Below are 17,252 nucleotides of genomic sequence, written 5' to 3' on the forward strand. Positions count from 1 at the left end.
CCCGTGGGCAAAGAGCACGGAGTAAAAGCCGATGGGCGGCACAGGCGTCATCGACCGATTCCTCGAAGTCTTTACCAGCTATATCGACAGCGGCTTCGGGTTTTTAGGCAGCGAGGTCGGCTTCCTGGCGGCCACGCTGGCCGCGATCGACCTGACCTTGGCCGCCCTGTTCTGGGCCTGGGGCAGGGACGAGGACGTCGTCGCGCGACTCGTCAAGAAGACCCTGTTCATTGGCGTCTTCGCCTACCTGATCGGCAACTGGAACAGCCTCGCCCGCATCGTCTTCGACAGCTTTGCGGGCCTGGGCCTAAAAGCCTCCGGCAGTGGCCTGTCGGCGGCGGATTTCCTGCGTCCGGGGCGCGTTGCCCAGGTCGGTCTCGATGCCGGGCGGCCGATCCTCGACTCCATCTCCGGGCTGATGGGGTTTGTCAGCTTCTTCGAGAACTTCATCCAGATCGCCGTATTGCTATTTGCCTGGGTGGTGGTGCTGCTCGCCTTCTTCATCCTCGCCGTCCAGCTCTTCATCACCCTGATCGAGTTCAAGCTGACCACCTTGGCCGGCTTCGTGCTGATCCCGTTCGGGCTCTTCAGCAAGACTGCGTTCCTTGCCGAGCGCGTTCTGGGCAATGTCGTCTCCTCTGGCGTAAAAGTCCTGGTGCTGGCCGTCATTGTCGGCATCGGCTCGACCCTGTTCTCGCAGTTCACCTCGGGATCGGGCGGCGCTCAGCCCTCCATCGAAGACGCCATGGCGTTGGTGCTGGCCTCGTTGGCGCTGCTGGGCCTCGGCATCTTCGGGCCCGGCATTGCCAACGGCATCGTCTCGGGCGGACCGCAGCTCGGTGCCGGCGCTGCCGTGGGAACGGGCCTGGCTGCCGGTGGCCTCGGCGTCGCGGCAGGCGCCATTGCCGCAGGCGGCGCGAGCGCCGTAGCCGGGGCGGCGCGTGGCTCCGCGGCGCTCGCCGGAGGGGCCGCGGCCGCCTACCGCGGCGGCGGTCTGTCCGGCGTGACCATGACGGGAATGTCCGGTGCGGTCAGTCCGCTCCGCCGGGCGGGTTCGAGTCTCGCAAGCAACTTCGAAGCGGGCGGTCGCGCCGCTGTCGGCGGTGCCGAGGCCGGAGCCGCGCCCGAACCGCGCGACACGCCGCCTGCCTGGGCGCGGCGCATGCGGCGGAGTCAGGCCGCAAGTCATGGCGCCTCAGCCGCCTCACATGCCATCCGCTCCGGCGACCACGGTGGTGGTGGAACCTCCATTGATCTCTCCGAAGGGAGCCGTTGATGTTCAAGCGTTCTTCCGTGCGCTACGGCCACACACCCGCCCCCGAAACGCCCTACCAGAAGGCCGCGCAGGTCTGGGATGACCGGATCGGCTCGGCGCGGGTGCAGGCGAGGAATTGGCGGCTGATGGCCTTCGGTTGCCTGGTCCTGGCGGGCGGTCTGGCCGGCGGTATGGTCTGGCAGGCGGCCCGCGGCACGATCACGCCCTGGGTCGTTCAGGTCGACAGGTTCGGCCAGGCCCAGGCGGTTGCCCCGGCGGATGCCTCTTACCGGCCGACAGATCCGCAGATCGCCTTCCACTTGGCCCGCTTTATCGAGGATGTCCGCGGCCTGCCAGCCGACGCCGTGGTGCTGCGCCAAGGCTGGCTGCGCGCCTACGACTTCACCACCGATCGCGGCGCGGCGGCTCTAAACGATCATGCCCGTCGCAACGATCCCTTTGCCAACCTCGGCAAGATGCAGATCTCCGTCGAGGTTTCGAGCGTCATCAGGGCGTCGCCGGACAGTTTCCGCGTGGCGTGGACCGAGCGCCGCTACGAGAACGGCCAGCTCGCCGGTACCGAACGCTGGACCGCCATCCTCACCATCGTCATCGAGCCGCCGCGCGACGCCGATCGCCTGCGCAAGAACCCGCTGGGAGTGTTCGTCAACGCCATCAACTGGTCGAAGGAGCTCGCACAATGATTCAGGCAGGAGACAAGCGGCCCCTGCGGCCGGCGATCCTCATCTCGCTGCTGGCGCTTACGGGATGCGCATCGGGCAAACCACCGCAGATCAGCTACGACACGACCGTGCCTCCGCTTCCTGTATCGTCGGTACCCGCCGAGGATCGGCCGCGGCCGTTGCACGTGCCGCCGCCTTGGATGCCGGCGCGTGGCGGCGGCATGGTCGAAGCGAAGGAGCCGATCGCCCGGGTCGACGCCGCCAACGACGCCGCGCGGATCGAGCCGCGCCGCGAGGGATATTTTAACGCCGTGCAGGTGTTCCCCTACAGCCCGGGCGCTCTCTATCAGGTCTATGTCGCGCCGGGACAGGTCACCGACATCGCCCTCGAGCCGGGCGAGCAGCTGACCGGCTCGGGGCCGGTTGCGGCCGGCGACACCGTGCGCTGGATCATCGGCGACACCGAGAGTGGCGACGGTGATAGCCGACGCGTCCACCTCCTGGTCAAGCCGACCCGGCCTGCGATCGAGACCAACCTCGTGGTCAACACCGACCGGCGCACCTATCTGATCGAGCTCCGCGCGCACGAGCGGCCCTACATGCCCTCGGTCGCCTGGTTCTATCCCGAGATCCGCAGCAGGAGCATGCGCGCCGTACCGCCGACGCCGGCCCTGCCTGAGGTGGCGCAACGGCGCTACCGGTATGCGATCGACGGCGACACGCCGCCCTGGCGGCCGGTCAACGCCTATGATGACGGCCGCAAGGTCTACATCGAGTTCTCGGCCGGCATCGTGCAGGGCGAGATGCCGCCGCTCTTCATCGTCGGGCCGGACGGCAAGCCGGAGATCGTGAACTACCGCACTTACGGAAACGTGCTGATCGTCGACCGGCTGTTCGCCGCAGCCGAGCTGCGGCTGGGCGGCGAGAGCCAGCAGAAGGTCCGGATCATCCGCACGGACGGCAGGCCGCAGCGATGACGGATCAATCGCAGTCCGACTCCCCAACCTCGATGACGACGGGTCCCTTCAGGCTGCGGCCGGAGGGACCGCGCGTCATGCGCCTGTCGCGCAGTGTCCTGGTCGGCGGCACCGCACTGGCCTTGATCCTGATCTGTGGCGCCGTGCTGTGGGCCTTGCAGGGCGATCGGCTGCGCAGATCCACACCCCAGGAGCTCTACACCACCGACCGGCCGCGCATGGCCGATGGCCTCGCCGGGTTGCCCCGCGATTACACCGGAGTCCCGCGCGATGTCCCGCCGCTCGGGCCGCCGCTGCCCGGCGATCTCGGCCGACCGATCGTGGCGGCTCAAAGCCAATCCGGCCCGTCGGCGCCCGATGTCGAGCAGCAGCGCCGGGCGCAGGAGACCGAAGCAGCCCGCGTCAGCCGCCTCTTTGCGCCAGGTAATCGCCAGCAACAGCCCATCGGCGCGGGGTCGAGTCCGTCTCAGGGATCGACATCCGGGACTGTGCTGCCGGCCGATGAGGCGTCCATCCAGAACGCGCAGGATCGCAAGCTCGCCTTCATGAACGCGCCTGTCGATCGTCGCACGACGAGCCCCGATCGCCTGGCGCGGCCCGCATCGCCCTATGTCCTGCAGGCAGGCACGGTCATTCCTGCGGCGCTTATCACCGGCCTGCGGTCAGACTTGCCCGGCCAGATCGCGGCGCAGGTGACCGAGAACGTCTACGATTCGCCGACCGGTGGATCGTTGCTGATTCCCCAAGGTGCCAGGTTGATAGGAGTTTATGATAGTCAGGTTTCGTTTGGGCAGTCGCGTCTCCTTTTGGTCTGGACGCGGCTGATCCTGCCCAATGGCTATTCGATTGTGCTCGAGCGCCAACCCGGCGCGGATGCCACTGGCCAGGCCGGTCTGGAAGACGGCGTCGATCATCACTGGGGATCGTTGTTCAAGGCGGCGCTGCTCTCGACCATCCTAGCCGTCGGCACCGAGCTGGGTTCCGACCACAACGACAGCGACATCGTTCGCGCGTTGCGCCGGGGCACCGGCGACACGCTGAACCAGGCCGGCCAGCAGGTCGTGCGGCGCAATCTCAACATCCAGCCGACGCTGACCATTCGTCCCGGCTATCCCGTGCGAGTGATCGTGACCCGCGATCTCGTATTCCGTTAGCGGAATACGAGATCCTATGCCGACTGAAAAACTATGCCGAGTTCTGCGCGCATCTGGGTTGTTCCTTTCAAAGAATTGCCGACGCTGATCGGCATAGTTTTTGGATTGCCATCGACAGAAAGTGGTGCCCTCTCACAGACAGCAGGGCGAAAATCCGAATTGGCACAGAGTCTCGCGCGCTATTTCCGAGTTGCAAAGAGCAGGACTATGCCGATGACCAACCAATCGAATTCGACTGAATTCCATGGCTTTACCTTCTCAAGATTCTCATATGTCGGCATAGTTTTTCAGTCGGCATATGATCTCGTGCTTCAGCCTTATCGCGAATAGGGGGCGGGCGATGTCCAAGCTGCGACTGGGCGTCATCCTGGACGAGAAGCCGGTGAAGCTGACGGTCGATCTGCCGGCGGCAATCCATCGCGATCTCCTAGCCTACGCCGAGCTGCTCGCCCGCGAAACCGGACAGGCGATCGATCCGGCGAAGCTTGTGGCGCCCATGCTGGGACGATTTATGGCGACGGATCGGGCTTTTGCTAGGGAGCGCCGCATTGCACGTCGCGTCGAATCGACTGGCAATGATTCTAAGTGACCAAGGTTGGGTGATGGTGGCGACGGAGATAGTCGAGGAACCGCACCAGGGCCGGGTTCTTGTTGTGCTGAACCCAGCAGGCGGTGAAGGTGATGTGACTAGGACCGGACGTATCGCGAACCTCGCGATAGCGGACGCCTGGGTAGGCGAGACTGGTCCAGGATTCGCTGTGAATGCTGACGTGGATTCCGGCTTCCAGCATCGCGAGGATGCTCTCATTGCTCATGTCCCACATCTCGATGTTGGGCGCGTCACCTGGCGCAGCAAGTTTGCGGACGATGATGTTCTTCAAATCGGGTCCCGGATCGCGCCGGCTCAGCAGGAACGATTCATCCCTGAGATCGCTCCAGTGAATTACTTCGGTGGTGGACAGCGCATGCTTAGACGGCAGGGCAACGACGATCCGTTCGGACCATAGTGCAATCGAGGGTCCGCTATGCTGCCTTGGCTCTCCCACAACGATTGCAATGTCCATATCCCCCGCATCAAGGCCATCGATCAGCTGCGCGCGCGACCGTTCGACCATCTGGACGTCGACCTTCGGCAACGCCTTGATGTACTCTGCCAGAACCGAGCGCAGTTTGCTGACCGACAGTGACGTGCTCAAACCGATGGTAATATTGCCGGCGTCGCCACTGCCGGCGGAGCGGGCGGTTGAAACCATGCGGTCCATCTGCTCGAATATGCTCTGGGCTGTTCGAACGACCCCGACCCCGGCAGGCGCGACACGCACTCCTCCGCTGGAGCGCTCGAATAGGGGGACGCCAAGCTGCTCCTCGAGCAGGCGTATTCGGCGGCTGAACGTCGACTGCCTCACGTTTAGCGAAGATGCCGCCCGTCGGAAACTGCCGTGCTCAGCGGCAGCAAGAACGGTACGCAGTGAGCCCAATTCGATGTCCACAACTAGCCTCGGCACGTATCTTCGGAACTGAAGTGCCAAAATCTTGTGATGAGATGTTGGCCGGATTCGGCTGGCGCTTCATGAAGTTAGGTGCATGGCCATAGCATGTGAAGTCTGTGCCAAGGATGAATTGAAGCATACAATTTTGCAATCAACGCGCACTTAGCGGCGTAGAACAACGCAGAGATGATGCCGGGAATGACCCTGCCATCGATAATCCGCCGTCGAGGTTTCGGTGATGATGCCGTAGACTACCAGGATGGCGGCCGGAGGAACCAGCGGCGCGAGCGTGCCGCCGGCTGCGACGCCGGCCAGCGGCGATGCCCAGTTTGTACTTGATCCACCACATGTCCCGGCGTCAAGGCTTCAGCTCTCCGCTACTACCTACTTTTGCAAAAGGCTGATTCGTGATTCAACCAGTTAATGGTTCCGAAAGCAGCAGAAGTTCGTCTGAAGCGCGGGGATCGATCGGTGCTCGAGGCTCGGGTTCGCGCGCCGACGAGCGAGCAACGCGATGTGATGCGGGCACGGATCGTATTGTTGGCGGCTTCGGGCCAGTCGACACGGTCGATCGCGCGTGAGGTGGATACGATGCCGCGCACAGTCAGCCTGTGGCGCGGTCGGTATGCCCGGGAAGGCCTGGCCGGATTGAGCGACAAGCCTCGGCCTGGGCCGCCTCCCAAGTATGGCGTCGAGACGGATAAGCGTGTCCTGGCCGTTTTGGATCGCCCGCCACCGGCGGGTTTTGCGCGCTGGACCGGAGGCATGATCGCCGCCGAGCTGGGCGACGTGCATGAGCAGCAGGTGTGGCGCACCCTGCGCGAGCGCCAGATCGACCTGGATGGCCGCAAGTCGTGGTGCGAGAGCGATGATCCGGAGTTTGCCGCCAAAGCGGCCGACGTGGTCGGGCTGTACATCGCGCCGCCGGAGAAGGCGATTGTCATCTGCGTCGACGAGAAGCCCTCGATCCAGGCGCTGGAGCGGGCGCAGGGCTACCTGAAGCTGCCCAGCGGGCGGACGCTGACCGGCCATAGCCACGACTACAGGCGCAACGGCACGTCGACGCTGTTTGCCGCCTTCGAGGTGGCGACCGGCAAGGTGACGACCGCGCACAAGACGCGCCGCAGGCGGGTCGAGTTCCTCGACTTCATGAACGACATCGTCGCCGCCTATCCCGGCACCGCTCTCCATGTCGTGCTCGACAACCTCAACACCCACAAGCCCAAGAACGACCGCTGGCTCAAGCGCCATCCCAACGTTCGTTTCCACTTCACCCCGACCCGCGCCTCCTGGCTCAACCAGGTCGAGATCTGGTTCTCGATTCTGGAGAAAAAGTCCCTGCACGGCGCGTCCTTCACCTCGGTCAAGCAGCTCAGGGACCACATCGATGCTTTCATCGACGTCTACAACAAGCATCCCAAGCCCTTCGTCTGGACAAAGCGAAAAGTCTACCAGAGAAGCGTCAAAGGCCGACGTATCAGTCAATTGTGATTCCGGGTACTAGGCGCTGACGCGCCCGTCTCTCGCGACAACTCGTCATGCTCGGTCAGCTTTGTCAGTGTCGTCTGAACTTTCGCCATTTATGTCGAAGTAAGAGCAGGCGCCGGCCGTTTTCATCGGTGTTAGCTGCTGCGGCTGGGGCTCCCTTTCTTGGACGGCCGCGCCGACGGCACGGCTGTTCGTTGGCGAGCGGGCTGGCATACCTGGCCTTGAGGTTTTCGGGCACAAGGGCTGCGCGCTCGCGCAGGCGATAACTGGAGCCCTTGATCTGCACGACTTAGAGCCTATCCGGAAAGAACTTGAGTCGGAAGAATCTGTTGTGATTCATTGTTTGGCACCCTCTATTTCGACGACAGGTGCCAGATGTGGACGACTGAACATCGTCGGGTTCATAAACGCAAAGCGCTGCGCTACCCGAGCGATTTGACGGACGCGGAATGGACTCTGGTGGCGCCGCTAATCCCGCCGGCCCGGCGCGGTGGCCGGCCGCGCGACGTCAATATGCGGGAAGTGCTGAATGCAGTGTTCTACCTGCTGTCGACCGGCTGCCAGTGGGACGCCTTGCCCAAGGACCTGCCGCCCAAGAGCACGGTGTACGACTATTTCTCGCTGTGGCGCTCGGACCGAACGCTGCTTCGGCTGCATCAGGCCCTGTATGTCCAGGTGCGCGAGGCGGCGAGACGCACGGCTGAACCGACAGTGGCGATCCTCGACAGCCAGAGCGCCAAAGCGGCGCAAAAAGGGGGGCCTCAATCGACCCGCAAGGCTATGACGCGGGCAAGAAGGTCACCGGCCGCAAGCGGCACATCGTCGTCGACACCTTCGGCCTGTTGCTGAACGTTGTTGTCCATCGCGCCAACCGGCAGGATCGCGATGGCATCCGCCGCCTGCTGCGCGACGCCAAGCGCCGCTTCCCGTCGATCATCAAGCTCTTCGCCGATGCCGGCTACCAAGGGCCACGCGTCGCCGACATCGGCGCCTGGCAGATCGAAATCGTCAAGCGCACCGAGGCACACAACTTCATCGTCCTGCCCAAGCGATGGATCGTCGAGCGAACCTTCGCATGGATCACTCGCAACCGCAGGCTCGCTCGCGACTTCGAACGCTACGCCTGCACCGTCGTTGCCTTCATCCGTCTCGCCATGATCCGCATCATGCTCAGGCACTTGACCAAGCCAATCCCTTGTTCCTGAATCTCAACTTCTCGGATCGGCTCTTAGGCATGGTTGAGCAGGCAGGCGATCGAGCAAGGCTGTAGCGACGACTTGGTCACCGAAGATGTCGCCCCATTCAATTGCGATGCCTCGTGCGACTGACCAGGCGACTGATGAAGCGTGTGCCGTTAGCCAGCCCCTGGTGAGCGCCTGGTCTCCCCTGGAGGTGCGCTGAAATCATGCAGGACGGCTCCAAGCGCTTGCCGCTTAGCGACCGTGCCCTGGGAGCTACAAGGTCGACGCCAGCGCCAGCACGGTGACGCATTCATCGAGGGCCCCTGGTTCCCGAATCTCGTTAACAAGGCACGTGCGGACTTTTTGCCTGGAGGACGCCTCATACTCGAGGGGACAAGTTCCTGGGGCGTTATCCGCAATACCGCAGCCCGTCGCGCGATGACCAGTGCGATTATTTGCCTGCTCATCGTCTCACTCGACCAAGCTACGGTTGACCACCTTGCTGGGGCGGCAATGAGTTGAGTTCCGAGCGGCGCGGTCGATGAAGAACGAGGCACCATGAACAGTCCCCAGCCCGTCCTCGCCGTCGCGGGCAAGCATGAGCGTCGCGGCAAGCCGGGGCGTAACACGTCGATTCATCTGCTTCATTCCATTGCCGAGACCTGTCCGGAGGCTCAGGGATGCCAGCATGCCGTGCCCTGTTTGGCGGGCCGGAAGCCGTTCCTGACGAACGGGCTCTCGCTATTCGGCCAGGGTGTTGGAAAGACGCTCCACAGCTTTGGCATAGTCCCTCATGAACTCGTAGACAACCGAGCGAGTGGACTGCTGCTCATTCATCAGGCCCACGCATTGGCCGACGAAATAGGAGGCGATCTCCTTCGCCCCCTCGTGCCCGCTTTCGGCGAGCTTGTCCACTTTCGCCATGGCGGGGCGGGAGAGGATGCCTTGCAGCGGCATGGGCAATGGCTCGGGCGCATCCTTCGAGGACCAGGCATCGGTCCAGGCCGATTGCAACTGCCGGGTCGGCTTGCCGGTCCGGCTGCGGGAGCGCACCGTATTGGCGGACGTCGCCTTCAGCATCTTCTCCTTGACGGTGGGCGTGGTCTCGGCCTCCGCCGTGGTCAGCCAGACCGAGCCGCACCAGACCCCCGAAGCGCCCATCGCCATGCAGGCGGCCATCTGCCGGCCGGTGGCGATGCCGCCCGCGGCAAGCACATGCATGTTGTCGTAGTCCTTGATCGCCTCGAGCACCTCGGGCACCAGCACGATCGTCGAAATCTCGCCGCAATGCCCGCCAGCCTCGCCGCCCGCTGCCACCAGCACGTCGACGCCGGCTTCCGCATGCTTGATGGCGTGGCGCTTCGAGCCAGTCAACGCGCCGACCAGAATGCCTCGGTTGTGGGCTTCCTCGATGATATCCGCCGGCGGCACGCCGAGCGCGTTCACGAACATCTTGATCGGATGGCGGAAGGCGACCTCCAACATCTTCTTGGCACCTTCCGGGCGCATGATTGAGGAATCGCGGTCGTCGTAGGTGCGGTCCCAGAGGTCGGAGGGATCTATCTGGTTTCGCCTGAGTAGATCTTCGATGAACTTCTTGTGCTCCGGCGGGATATGCGCCTTCAACTCTTCGTCCGTCGTCTGCGCTTCTCTGTCGAGCATGTTTTCTGGGATCAGCAGGTCGACGCCGTAGGGCTTGCCCTTCACCTTCTCGTCGATCCAATTCAGCTGGATCTCCAGCGTCTCCGGTGTCAGGCCGACGGCACCCAGCACACCGAAACCGCCGGCGTTCGTGACTTCGGCCACCACGTCGCGGCAATGGCTGAAGGCGAAAAGCGGGAACTCAATGCCGAGTTTCTTGCAAAGTTCGTTGTTCATTTCCTCAACCTCAATTCGTTGTCGTCCGATCGATGCGGACCGTGCTGCCGTCAATCCAGCACCAGCTTTTTGTAGCCCCCCGCAGCGACGGTGTTTGCTTTTTCGCGGAAGACAGGGGCGCTGCCGCTGTAGCGGGCGATGATTCGCTTTTGCTTGCTTTCTACGTTTTGATTGATGCCGGTCATCCAGCTGTCCACCTCGTTCGAGAGCAGGCCTTTGCCGGTCTCGATGACGAAGTTGGTCCAGTCGTCGACCGCCTCCCGCGTCGGCTCCACATAAGTGTAGTCGTGGTCGCACAGATACTTGATCAACTCGGTGACCCAGTCGACTGCGTATTCGATCGAGCGCGGGATGTTGCCCAGCGCGCTGTGCGGGCCGATAATCATAAACATGTTCGGGAAGTTCTCGACCAGCATGCCCAGGAAGGTCTCGAGCGCGCGGCGCCACTTCTCCTTCAGACGCTCGCCGCCAATGCCGCGGATGTCGATCCGGTCGAAGGCGCCGGTGATCGCGTCGAAGCCGGTAGCATAGACGATCATGTCGAATTTGAAGCTGCGGTCGGCAAGCTCGATGCCGGTCGGCGTGATCCGCTGGATCGGATTGTCCAGGATCGAGACCAGATCCACATTCGGCTGGTTGAACACCTCGTAGTAGCCCGACTCCTGCGGCACGCGCCGCGTGCCGAACCCGTGGTCTTTCGGGATCAGCAATTCGGCCACCTTGGGGTCTTTCACCCGCTCGCGGATCTTGCGCGCGACGAACTTGGAGACCTCGTCGTTCGCCGCCCGGTTGGTCATCATGTCTTTGAAGCCGCCGACCCACATGGAGAAGCCGGGCGTCTGGTACTGCTTCTCCCAGAATGCCTCCCGCGTCTCCGGTAAGAGGTCGAAGGTGTTGCGCGGATCGGCGGTGTGCAGGAAGCACGAAAAGCTCTCCCGGCAAAGCCGGAACATCTCCGGGTACCAGGCGCGCAGCTCCTCCATCTCCTCCTTGGAGATATGCTTGTTGTGCAGCGGTTTGCACCAGTTGGGCCGGCGCTGGAAGATCGTCAGGGTGTTCGCGGTCTTGGCGATCTCAGTGATCGCCTGCACGCCGGTCGCGCCGGTGCCGATCACGGCGACGTCCTTGCCCGCGAAGGTGACCTCGTGCTTCGGCCAAAGGCCGGTGTGATAGGCTTCGCCCTGGAAGCTCTCTCGCCCCTCGATCTTGGGGAAGGTCGGGGTGGAGAGCGGGCCGATGCAAGTGACCAGGAAGCGGCAGGCATGCTCCGAGCCGTCTCCCAGCCACACCTTCCAGGACCGTGTCTTCTCCTGGTAGTGGCAGGCGGTGACCTTGCTGTTGAACTGGATGTTGCGGCGCAGTTCGAACTTGTCCGCGACGTAGTTGAGGTACTTTTCCGTCTCCGGCTGGGCCGCAAAATGCTCGCTCCAGTCCCACTCGTTCAGCAGCTCTTGGCTGAAGGAATAGGCGTAGGAATAGCTCTCGGAATCGAAGCGCGCGCCCGGATAGCGGTTCCAGTACCAGGTGCCGCCGACGCCCGTGCCCATCTCGAAGCAGCGGACCTTCATGCCGAGATCGTCACGCAGCCGGTAGAGCTGGTAGAGGCCGGAAATGCCGGCGCCGATGACGATGGCGTCGAAGTCCAGGTCCGGCGCGGTTTCGCGGTGGGTCAGGGTCTGTTGCGCTTTCATGGGATTGCCTCGTTCAGTCTGTGGTGGACGTGTGTAGAAGGGGATCGTCGTCTGGCTCATCCGGGGCGGGCGGTTTGCGCCGTCCAATGATCCAAGCGGGATCAAGGCGACTACGGGCCATTTCGGCCAGGAACCAGAAACCGTCGCTGAATCCACTGATGATCGCCTGCGCAAGCACCGCTTCCCCCAGATGATGCAGGGCCAGCCCGGCCACGGTGTTCGAGTCCGGCTCCACCACCTCCAAGGCGGCTTCCAGCTCGGCCGGATAGGTGGTGGTCACTCGATTTGCCGGCGTCTGCGATTCCACGAATGCTTGGCTGAACCGCGCGTCGCCACCATCGGGCGCGATGACGGTCGCCACGACGGCGCCCGAGCCCCCCAACTGGCGGAAAAGGTTCAACATGCCCGCCCCGGCGCTCACAGTTTCGGGCGACACTGCCCTGAGGCCGGTCGCGTTCAGGGTCGGATGGATCAGCCGAATGCCGAACCCCTGGATCAATGTGTAGCCTACGAGCGCCCAGAAGGTGGTGTTGCTGCCGGCGCCGGCTATCAAAACGAAGCCGCTCACCAGCAGAACGCGCGGCGGCACGGTGTCCGCCAACCAGCCGGACATTGGAAAGGTAAAGGCCAGCAGGCCGCCCCTGGCAATGAACAGCAGCCCGGCCACGTCGCCAGAAAGTGCTGCACGATCGGCACGAAGATCGGCACCAGGGAGGTCAAGCCGTAGATCGCCGCGTCGAGGACGAAAGCCACTGCCACCGCCGAAGCGAACTGGGGCGTGACAAGGAGATCGATGCGCGGCAGCGGTAGCTTTGCTACCCGCCATTGCCAGAGCACCAACGCGACAGTCGCCAGCGCCGCCACACTGCCGAGGGCGACAATGTAGTCGGACCACCACGCGCAGGCACCCTGGATCACCCGGCCCAGAATCAGGAACTCGGTCGATTGCGCCGTGCCGCCGGGGACTGCGCCGAGGACAAACAGTCCCAGCGCGAGCAGGTAGGACCGGCGCTGCCCGAAGACGGACTGGCCCCAGGGATTGACGAGCATGAAGATCATCATCGCCGCCAGGAAGCCGGTCGATGCCCACTGCGCCTTGTCCTGACCGATGCCGAACGCGGCCATAATGTTCGGGAACGCGACGCTGACGGTTGTCGAGGACAACACCATCGAGATGGCGTCGCCCATGGCGGCCGCCGTCGCCAACCAACGGTGGGCTTCGCCGTCGCCGGCGGACATGGCTTCCGCCGTTTCCGCGTTCAATGCTCATCCCGGTACCCTCGTCTGCCGTTCGCTAAGCCGGCACAGCCGGAGTCTAGGGGTTAAAGCGGACGACGGCGCGGCCCGGGGCGGTAACCTCGCCACCTTCGATCCGAACGAACAGGGAGAACTCGGCCTCGCGGGTCTCCGGGTTGACCCATTCTACCTTGCCGCCAGAGACCAGCGTGTCGCCGATGTAGCTGGTTCGACGGTTCGAATATTCGAATTCGACAAGGGTTCCGTCATCCCCCATCCAGTTCAGGACGGTCTGGGTCAGCCAATCCCCCTGGAGCGGCCCGTCCACCACGATGGCCGGGTGCTTCTCCACCTCCTTGGTGTAGGTTTCTTCATAGTGGATTCGGTGGGCGTTCCAGATCGCCGCATTGTAGAGAAACAACGAGACATTGGTCGGCGTGAAGCGGCGTTCCGGCAGCGCGTCGACGGGCTTGATGTCTGCGAATTTCGGCATTCTTCGGCTCCTTAGCGGACGATGCGGGTCTGGGTTTCTTCAACCACCGGCTCGCCGGCCCCGGTCTTCACGTCCAGCTTGTAGACCAGGAAGATCAGCGGCCCTTGCGACCCGGACTTTTCGTACATATCGGCCAGAGAGCGGGTGGCGACCAGAACGTCGCCGGGCTTGACCGGCCGGAAGTAGCGGACCTTGGTGCCGCCCGCCATCACGCGCTTCAATGGGAGTTCCGGCATCAGCGAGGCGTTGGCGATCCCGTCGGGCCCCAGTTGGTCGATCGGCACGATGGGACGGAGCGCGCCGAACAGGAACATCGGCGGCGCCTCATCACCATTCAGGTATTTCTCCAGCACCTGCTCGGTCGAGACCGCGTATTTCATAATGTCGCGACGGCTGATTTCGACCTGAATAGGCGGTTCGGAAGCGCCAATCATCTTGCGTGCTTCTTCCGATATCAAACCCATTGGCGTTTTCTCCTTTGATTGTTCGGTTGTAATATTAGAATGATCGCTTCGCGGCGTGACTTTCTCGGTTCACAGGTCCAGCGATTTCAGGATCTGGCCGCAGCTGTTGACACCTTGCAGCAACCGCAAAAAGCATTCTTGATCGGAACCCGCTCAGCGGCTTTCTCGACTTCCTGGCCGATCGCATCGTGCGACCCCACCAGCAGTGGGTCGACCAGTTGTCCCAGAACCAGCGCACTTCGTTTATTGGATCCTGGCCTTCGCATCCGTCTCGGCGCAGACCCGTGACGACGATATCGACAAATTCTTGAAGTGCTCCTGGTTTACGATGTCGTCGTTCGAGTTCGTGTTCCAGGGGCTGGAGGCCTCGAACCCCTCGATCTGCAGATGGTGCTCTCGATCGCCAGAGCCGGCATAGCCCAACTCGTCGACAAACCACGCGAACGCCGCAATGTCGCCCGAGGCGATCGCGCAGGCAATGCAACTGGTAGACACCAGAAAAGCCGGCGCCGATGGCACGCGGTAGAGCGCTGCCGTTCATGTAGCGAACGATCAGGCCGGGTAGAACACCGGCACGGTCAGGTCGTCGTCGAGCCGCTCAAAAGCGACCCGTACCGGCATGCCGATGGAGGGGATAACGCCGTCACCGCGCAACCGGGCACACACCCGCACCCCTTCGTCCATATCCGCTGTGACGAAGGTCATGGGCAAATCTCTCTTGAAGAAGGGATGAAAGGCATGATGCGACACCGCCCAAGTATGCACCTTGCCTTTTCCGGACGCCTCGATCCACTCCACGTTCATGGAGAAGCATTCGCTGCACACCTGCCGCGGATAGTGGCGGATCGTGCCACAGTGGCCGCATTTCTGGAACAGCAGGCGTCCGTCCTTCAAACCGTCCCAGTAGGGTTTGGTATCCTCATTGAGGCTCGGGCGAATCCGTTCGATCTCCATAGTCCTGATCCTCCTAGGCGCGCATGATGGCGACGCCGCCGTCACCCATATCGCCATAACCGGTGACGAGACCGATTTTCGCGTCCCTAACCTGAGCCTTCCCGGCCTCGCCGCGAAGCTGTTTGGCCAGTTCGACAATGTGGTTCATGCCGATGATGTGCGCCTGAGAGAGCAGGCCGCCGTGGGTGTTGATCGGCATAGGCCCGTCCAGTCCCAGGGAGGTGCTGGCGACGAAATCCCCGCCCTCGCCCTTCTTGCAGAAGCCCAGGTCTTCCAGCTGGCAGAGCACGATATAAGTGAAGCAGTCATAGATCTCGGCGACGTCGATGTCCTTGTGATCGACGCCGGCCATGCCGAAGGCGCGGGGTGCGGCCTTGGCGGTGCCGAGGGTGGTCATGTCCGGCCGCTGGGTGATGGCGCTCGGCGAGTCCGGATGGCCTTCGGCAATGCCCATGATGTAGACCGGCTTCGACTTTAGGTCGCGTGCGCGCTCGCCGCTGCTGATCACGATGGCCGCGCCGCCGTCGCTTTCCAGGCAGCAGTCGAAGAGCCGTAGCGGATCGGAAATCATGCGCGAGTTCTGGTGCTGCTCCAAGGTAAGCGGCTCGGTCATTAGCGTGTTCTCGTTCATCGTTGCGTGCTCGCGGATGGTCACCGCGATCTTGCCGAAATGCTCGCTCTTGGTTCCGAAGGTCTCCATGTGCCGCCGTGCCATTTGGGCATAGAGCTGCACGGGCGCGATCTGGCCGAGCGGCATTTCGAATTCGCCCACCGTGCGGAACTGCGGCAGCTGCTGGACACGGCTGCCGATGCGCGCGCCGGAATAGCCATTGCGGCCGATCGGGATCAGCACGTGGTTGGCGATGCCGGCGACGATGGCGCCGACGGCGTTCTGGACCGCCGCAATGCAGCCGGCTCCGCCGAGGGGCGTGGTGGCCGAAAGGCGCAGGTCGGCGATCCCGAAATTGGTGATGAAATCCTCGGCAACCGCCGAGCCGGTGGCGTAGGGAATGACCCCGTCGATGTCCTTGGGGCTAAGCCCAGCGTCCGCGATCGCTCTCAGCGAGGCCTCCATCTGCAGCGCGGTCTCGCTCTTGCCCGAGCCGCGGACATAGGCGGTTTCGCCGATCCCGCTGATCGCGCATTTCTCGAATAGGATGTTCGGCAACGTTTCCTCCATTTGGCCGCACGAGAGGCGCCGGACGACACAGGTCACGCGGCCGCCCAGCCTTGCAGCACCCCGGCCTCGCTCCGACAACGCTCCGGACCGCCCAGCACCTGGCGGTCGAAGGTGATGCGCTTGTACCAGAAATGCAGGCCTAGCAGGTCGGTGAAGCCCATGCCGCCGTGCACCTCGGTCGCCATGCGCGAGACCTCGCGCGTGACTTCGCCCAGATGAGCCTTGGCGTGCCGAATCACCAGCGGCGCGTCCTCTGTTCCATGCTGCTGTGCATAGGCGGCGTACCAGATCAGAGAACGGCAGGGCTCCAGCATCGCGACCATCTCGGCGCACATATGCTTGACCGCCTGGAAGCTGCCGATCTTGCGCCCGAATTGCTCGCGCTCCAGGGCATACGAAACCGCCTGGTCGATCATCCGCTGGCCCGCGCCTAGTGAGTCGGCGGCGATCATCAGGCGGCCGATGCCGACGATGTCGCTCGCAACCGCCAACGGCTCGTTCGCCGCATCCAGCACCCGGGCTTGCGCTCCCTCGAACGAGGCCTCGCCGAACGGCCGGGTACGGTCGATGGTCTTACGCAAGCCAGGCGCCACGCCGGCGCTGTCTGCTGCAACCAAAGCCATGCGGCCGTCGGCCAGCGCCACCAGAAGGTCGGTGGCACCGCCGGGGTCGAGCAGGTGCGTGGCCCTGCCGGAGAGTGTCTTGCCCGCAAGCTGCAGATCGGCGGCGCCGGTCGTGCCGGCCAGTGCCGAGAAGTCCACCGCAACGCGCCGTTCGCCTGCGGCGATCGCGCCCAGCATCTCGTCCTGCAGCCCGCCGTCGCCCGCCCGAGCGATGGCAAGCGGCGCCATCACACAGGCGCCGGCGAAGCCGTAGGGCGCCGCCGCATAGCCAAGCGCTTCGGCTACCACCGCAGCCTCCACCATGCCGAGGCCGGCGCCGCCGTGCGCTTCCGGCACGCAAAGGCCGCTAAGCCCCTGCTCGCTCAAGCCGCGCGCAAGGCTCACGTCGAAGCCGCCGCCCTCGACGGTGATGCGCCGAACCTCGTCCAGCGGCAGAGCGCGGGTAAGATAGCCGCGGACGGATTCGTCCAGCATCTTCTGTTCGTCGGAAAGCCCAAATCGCATG

19 protein-coding genes and 1 pseudogene are annotated in these 17,252 nt (G+C 63.6%); 7 read left to right on the forward strand and 13 right to left on the reverse strand.

The window, feature by feature from the left end:
• Window positions 1-31 precede the first annotated feature (31 nt).
• The 5 genes from trbL (at window position 32) to EPO50_RS30905 (ending at window position 4,658) form a co-directional block, all read left to right on the forward strand.
• On the forward strand, window positions 32-1,276 hold the full coding sequence (trbL, locus tag EPO50_RS30885; RefSeq protein ID WP_296350865.1) for a P-type conjugative transfer protein TrbL: 1,245 nt from the start codon (window positions 32-34) through the stop codon (window positions 1,274-1,276).
• The gene (gene trbF, locus EPO50_RS30890; RefSeq protein ID WP_296350867.1) at window positions 1,276-1,959 is read left to right on the forward strand and encodes a conjugal transfer protein TrbF; all 684 of its coding nucleotides are present in this window, start codon (window positions 1,276-1,278) and stop codon (window positions 1,957-1,959) included. Before trbL ends, trbF begins: the two co-directional genes overlap by 1 nt.
• The gene (gene trbG / locus EPO50_RS30895; RefSeq protein ID WP_296350869.1) at window positions 1,956-2,915 is read left to right on the forward strand and encodes a P-type conjugative transfer protein TrbG; all 960 of its coding nucleotides are present in this window, start codon (window positions 1,956-1,958) and stop codon (window positions 2,913-2,915) included. Before trbF ends, trbG begins: the two co-directional genes overlap by 4 nt.
• 32 nt (window positions 2,916-2,947) lie before the next feature.
• Window positions 2,948-4,069, forward strand: coding sequence for a TrbI/VirB10 family protein (locus EPO50_RS30900; RefSeq protein ID WP_296350871.1), 1,122 nt, complete (start codon window positions 2,948-2,950; stop codon window positions 4,067-4,069).
• A gap of 340 nt (window positions 4,070-4,409) precedes the next feature.
• Window positions 4,410-4,658, forward strand: a complete 249-nt coding sequence (locus EPO50_RS30905) for a DUF2274 domain-containing protein (protein ID WP_296350873.1) — start codon at window positions 4,410-4,412, stop codon at window positions 4,656-4,658.
• Here the strand turns inward: EPO50_RS30905 and EPO50_RS30910 are convergent.
• Both EPO50_RS30910 and EPO50_RS31640 read right to left on the reverse strand, forming a co-directional pair.
• On the reverse strand, window positions 4,651-5,331 hold the full coding sequence (locus tag EPO50_RS30910; protein ID WP_296350875.1) for a LysR family substrate-binding domain-containing protein: 681 nt from the start codon (window positions 5,329-5,331) through the stop codon (window positions 4,651-4,653). The two genes, EPO50_RS30905 and EPO50_RS30910, sit on opposite strands and share 8 nt — an antisense overlap.
• Window positions 5,332-5,382: 51 nt before the next feature.
• Window positions 5,383-5,574, reverse strand: a pseudogene (locus tag EPO50_RS31640) (LysR family transcriptional regulator); the annotation flags it as partial.
• Between the two features lie 408 nt (window positions 5,575-5,982).
• Between EPO50_RS31640 and EPO50_RS30915 the strand changes: the two are divergent.
• Together EPO50_RS30915 and EPO50_RS30920 are read left to right on the forward strand one after the other, a co-directional pair.
• Complete coding sequence (locus tag EPO50_RS30915) at window positions 5,983-7,050, forward strand: IS630 family transposase (protein ID WP_296350877.1); 1,068 nt, start codon at window positions 5,983-5,985, stop codon at window positions 7,048-7,050.
• Between the two features lie 372 nt (window positions 7,051-7,422).
• Window positions 7,423-8,252 (forward strand): IS5 family transposase gene (locus EPO50_RS30920; RefSeq protein WP_296350879.1). Its coding sequence is split into 2 segments (ribosomal slippage): window positions 7,423-7,795 and window positions 7,795-8,252, totalling 831 coding nucleotides; the frame shifts between segments, so codons are not numbered across the junction.
• 447 nt (window positions 8,253-8,699) lie between these two features.
• Here EPO50_RS30920 and EPO50_RS30925 read toward each other — a convergent pair.
• The 11 genes from EPO50_RS30925 to EPO50_RS30975 all read right to left on the reverse strand — a co-directional run bounded on the left by EPO50_RS30925 (window position 8,700) and on the right by EPO50_RS30975 (window position 17,251).
• A complete protein-coding gene (locus tag EPO50_RS30925; protein WP_296350881.1) occupies window positions 8,700-8,867 on the reverse strand; it encodes a hypothetical protein in 168 nt (55 codons plus the stop codon).
• A 102-nt stretch (window positions 8,868-8,969) separates the two neighbouring features.
• Entirely contained in the window at window positions 8,970-10,106 is a 1,137-nt protein-coding gene (locus EPO50_RS30930) for a nitronate monooxygenase (protein WP_296350882.1), read from the reverse strand.
• A gap of 50 nt (window positions 10,107-10,156) precedes the next feature.
• Window positions 10,157-11,797, reverse strand: coding sequence for an NAD(P)/FAD-dependent oxidoreductase (locus EPO50_RS30935; protein WP_296350884.1), 1,641 nt, complete (start codon window positions 11,795-11,797; stop codon window positions 10,157-10,159).
• A 13-nt stretch (window positions 11,798-11,810) separates the two neighbouring features.
• The gene (locus tag EPO50_RS30940; RefSeq protein ID WP_296350886.1) at window positions 11,811-12,410 is read right to left on the reverse strand and encodes a hypothetical protein; all 600 of its coding nucleotides are present in this window, start codon (window positions 12,408-12,410) and stop codon (window positions 11,811-11,813) included.
• The gene (locus EPO50_RS30945; protein ID WP_296350889.1) at window positions 12,362-13,060 is read right to left on the reverse strand and encodes an MFS transporter; all 699 of its coding nucleotides are present in this window, start codon (window positions 13,058-13,060) and stop codon (window positions 12,362-12,364) included. The genes EPO50_RS30940 and EPO50_RS30945 overlap by 49 nt, the downstream gene beginning before the upstream one ends.
• Before the next feature lie 52 nt (window positions 13,061-13,112).
• Window positions 13,113-13,526 (reverse strand): hypothetical protein, encoded by a 414-nt coding sequence (locus tag EPO50_RS30950; protein ID WP_296350890.1) that lies wholly within the window; start codon window positions 13,524-13,526, stop codon window positions 13,113-13,115.
• 11 nt (window positions 13,527-13,537) lie between these two features.
• Complete coding sequence (locus EPO50_RS30955) at window positions 13,538-13,990, reverse strand: MaoC family dehydratase N-terminal domain-containing protein (RefSeq protein ID WP_296350892.1); 453 nt, start codon at window positions 13,988-13,990, stop codon at window positions 13,538-13,540.
• Between the two features lie 243 nt (window positions 13,991-14,233).
• Window positions 14,234-14,509, reverse strand: a complete 276-nt coding sequence (locus EPO50_RS30960) for a hypothetical protein (protein ID WP_296350893.1) — start codon at window positions 14,507-14,509, stop codon at window positions 14,234-14,236.
• 33 nt (window positions 14,510-14,542) lie between these two features.
• Window positions 14,543-14,944 carry a Zn-ribbon domain-containing OB-fold protein gene (locus EPO50_RS30965; RefSeq protein ID WP_296350895.1) on the reverse strand — a complete coding sequence of 134 codons (402 nt, stop codon included), beginning with the start codon at window positions 14,942-14,944 and terminating at the stop codon, window positions 14,543-14,545.
• 13 nt (window positions 14,945-14,957) lie between these two features.
• Window positions 14,958-16,112 carry a thiolase family protein gene (locus EPO50_RS30970; protein ID WP_296350897.1) on the reverse strand — a complete coding sequence of 385 codons (1,155 nt, stop codon included), beginning with the start codon at window positions 16,110-16,112 and terminating at the stop codon, window positions 14,958-14,960.
• Between the two features lie 44 nt (window positions 16,113-16,156).
• Window positions 16,157-17,251: an acyl-CoA dehydrogenase family protein gene (locus EPO50_RS30975; protein ID WP_296350899.1), complete on the reverse strand. Its 1,095-nt coding sequence runs from the start codon at window positions 17,249-17,251 to the stop codon at window positions 16,157-16,159.
• Between the last annotated feature and the right edge of the window lies 1 nt (window position 17,252).

This window comes from Reyranella sp. (assembly GCF_004297405.1).
GTDB lineage: Bacteria > Pseudomonadota > Alphaproteobacteria > Reyranellales > Reyranellaceae > Reyranella.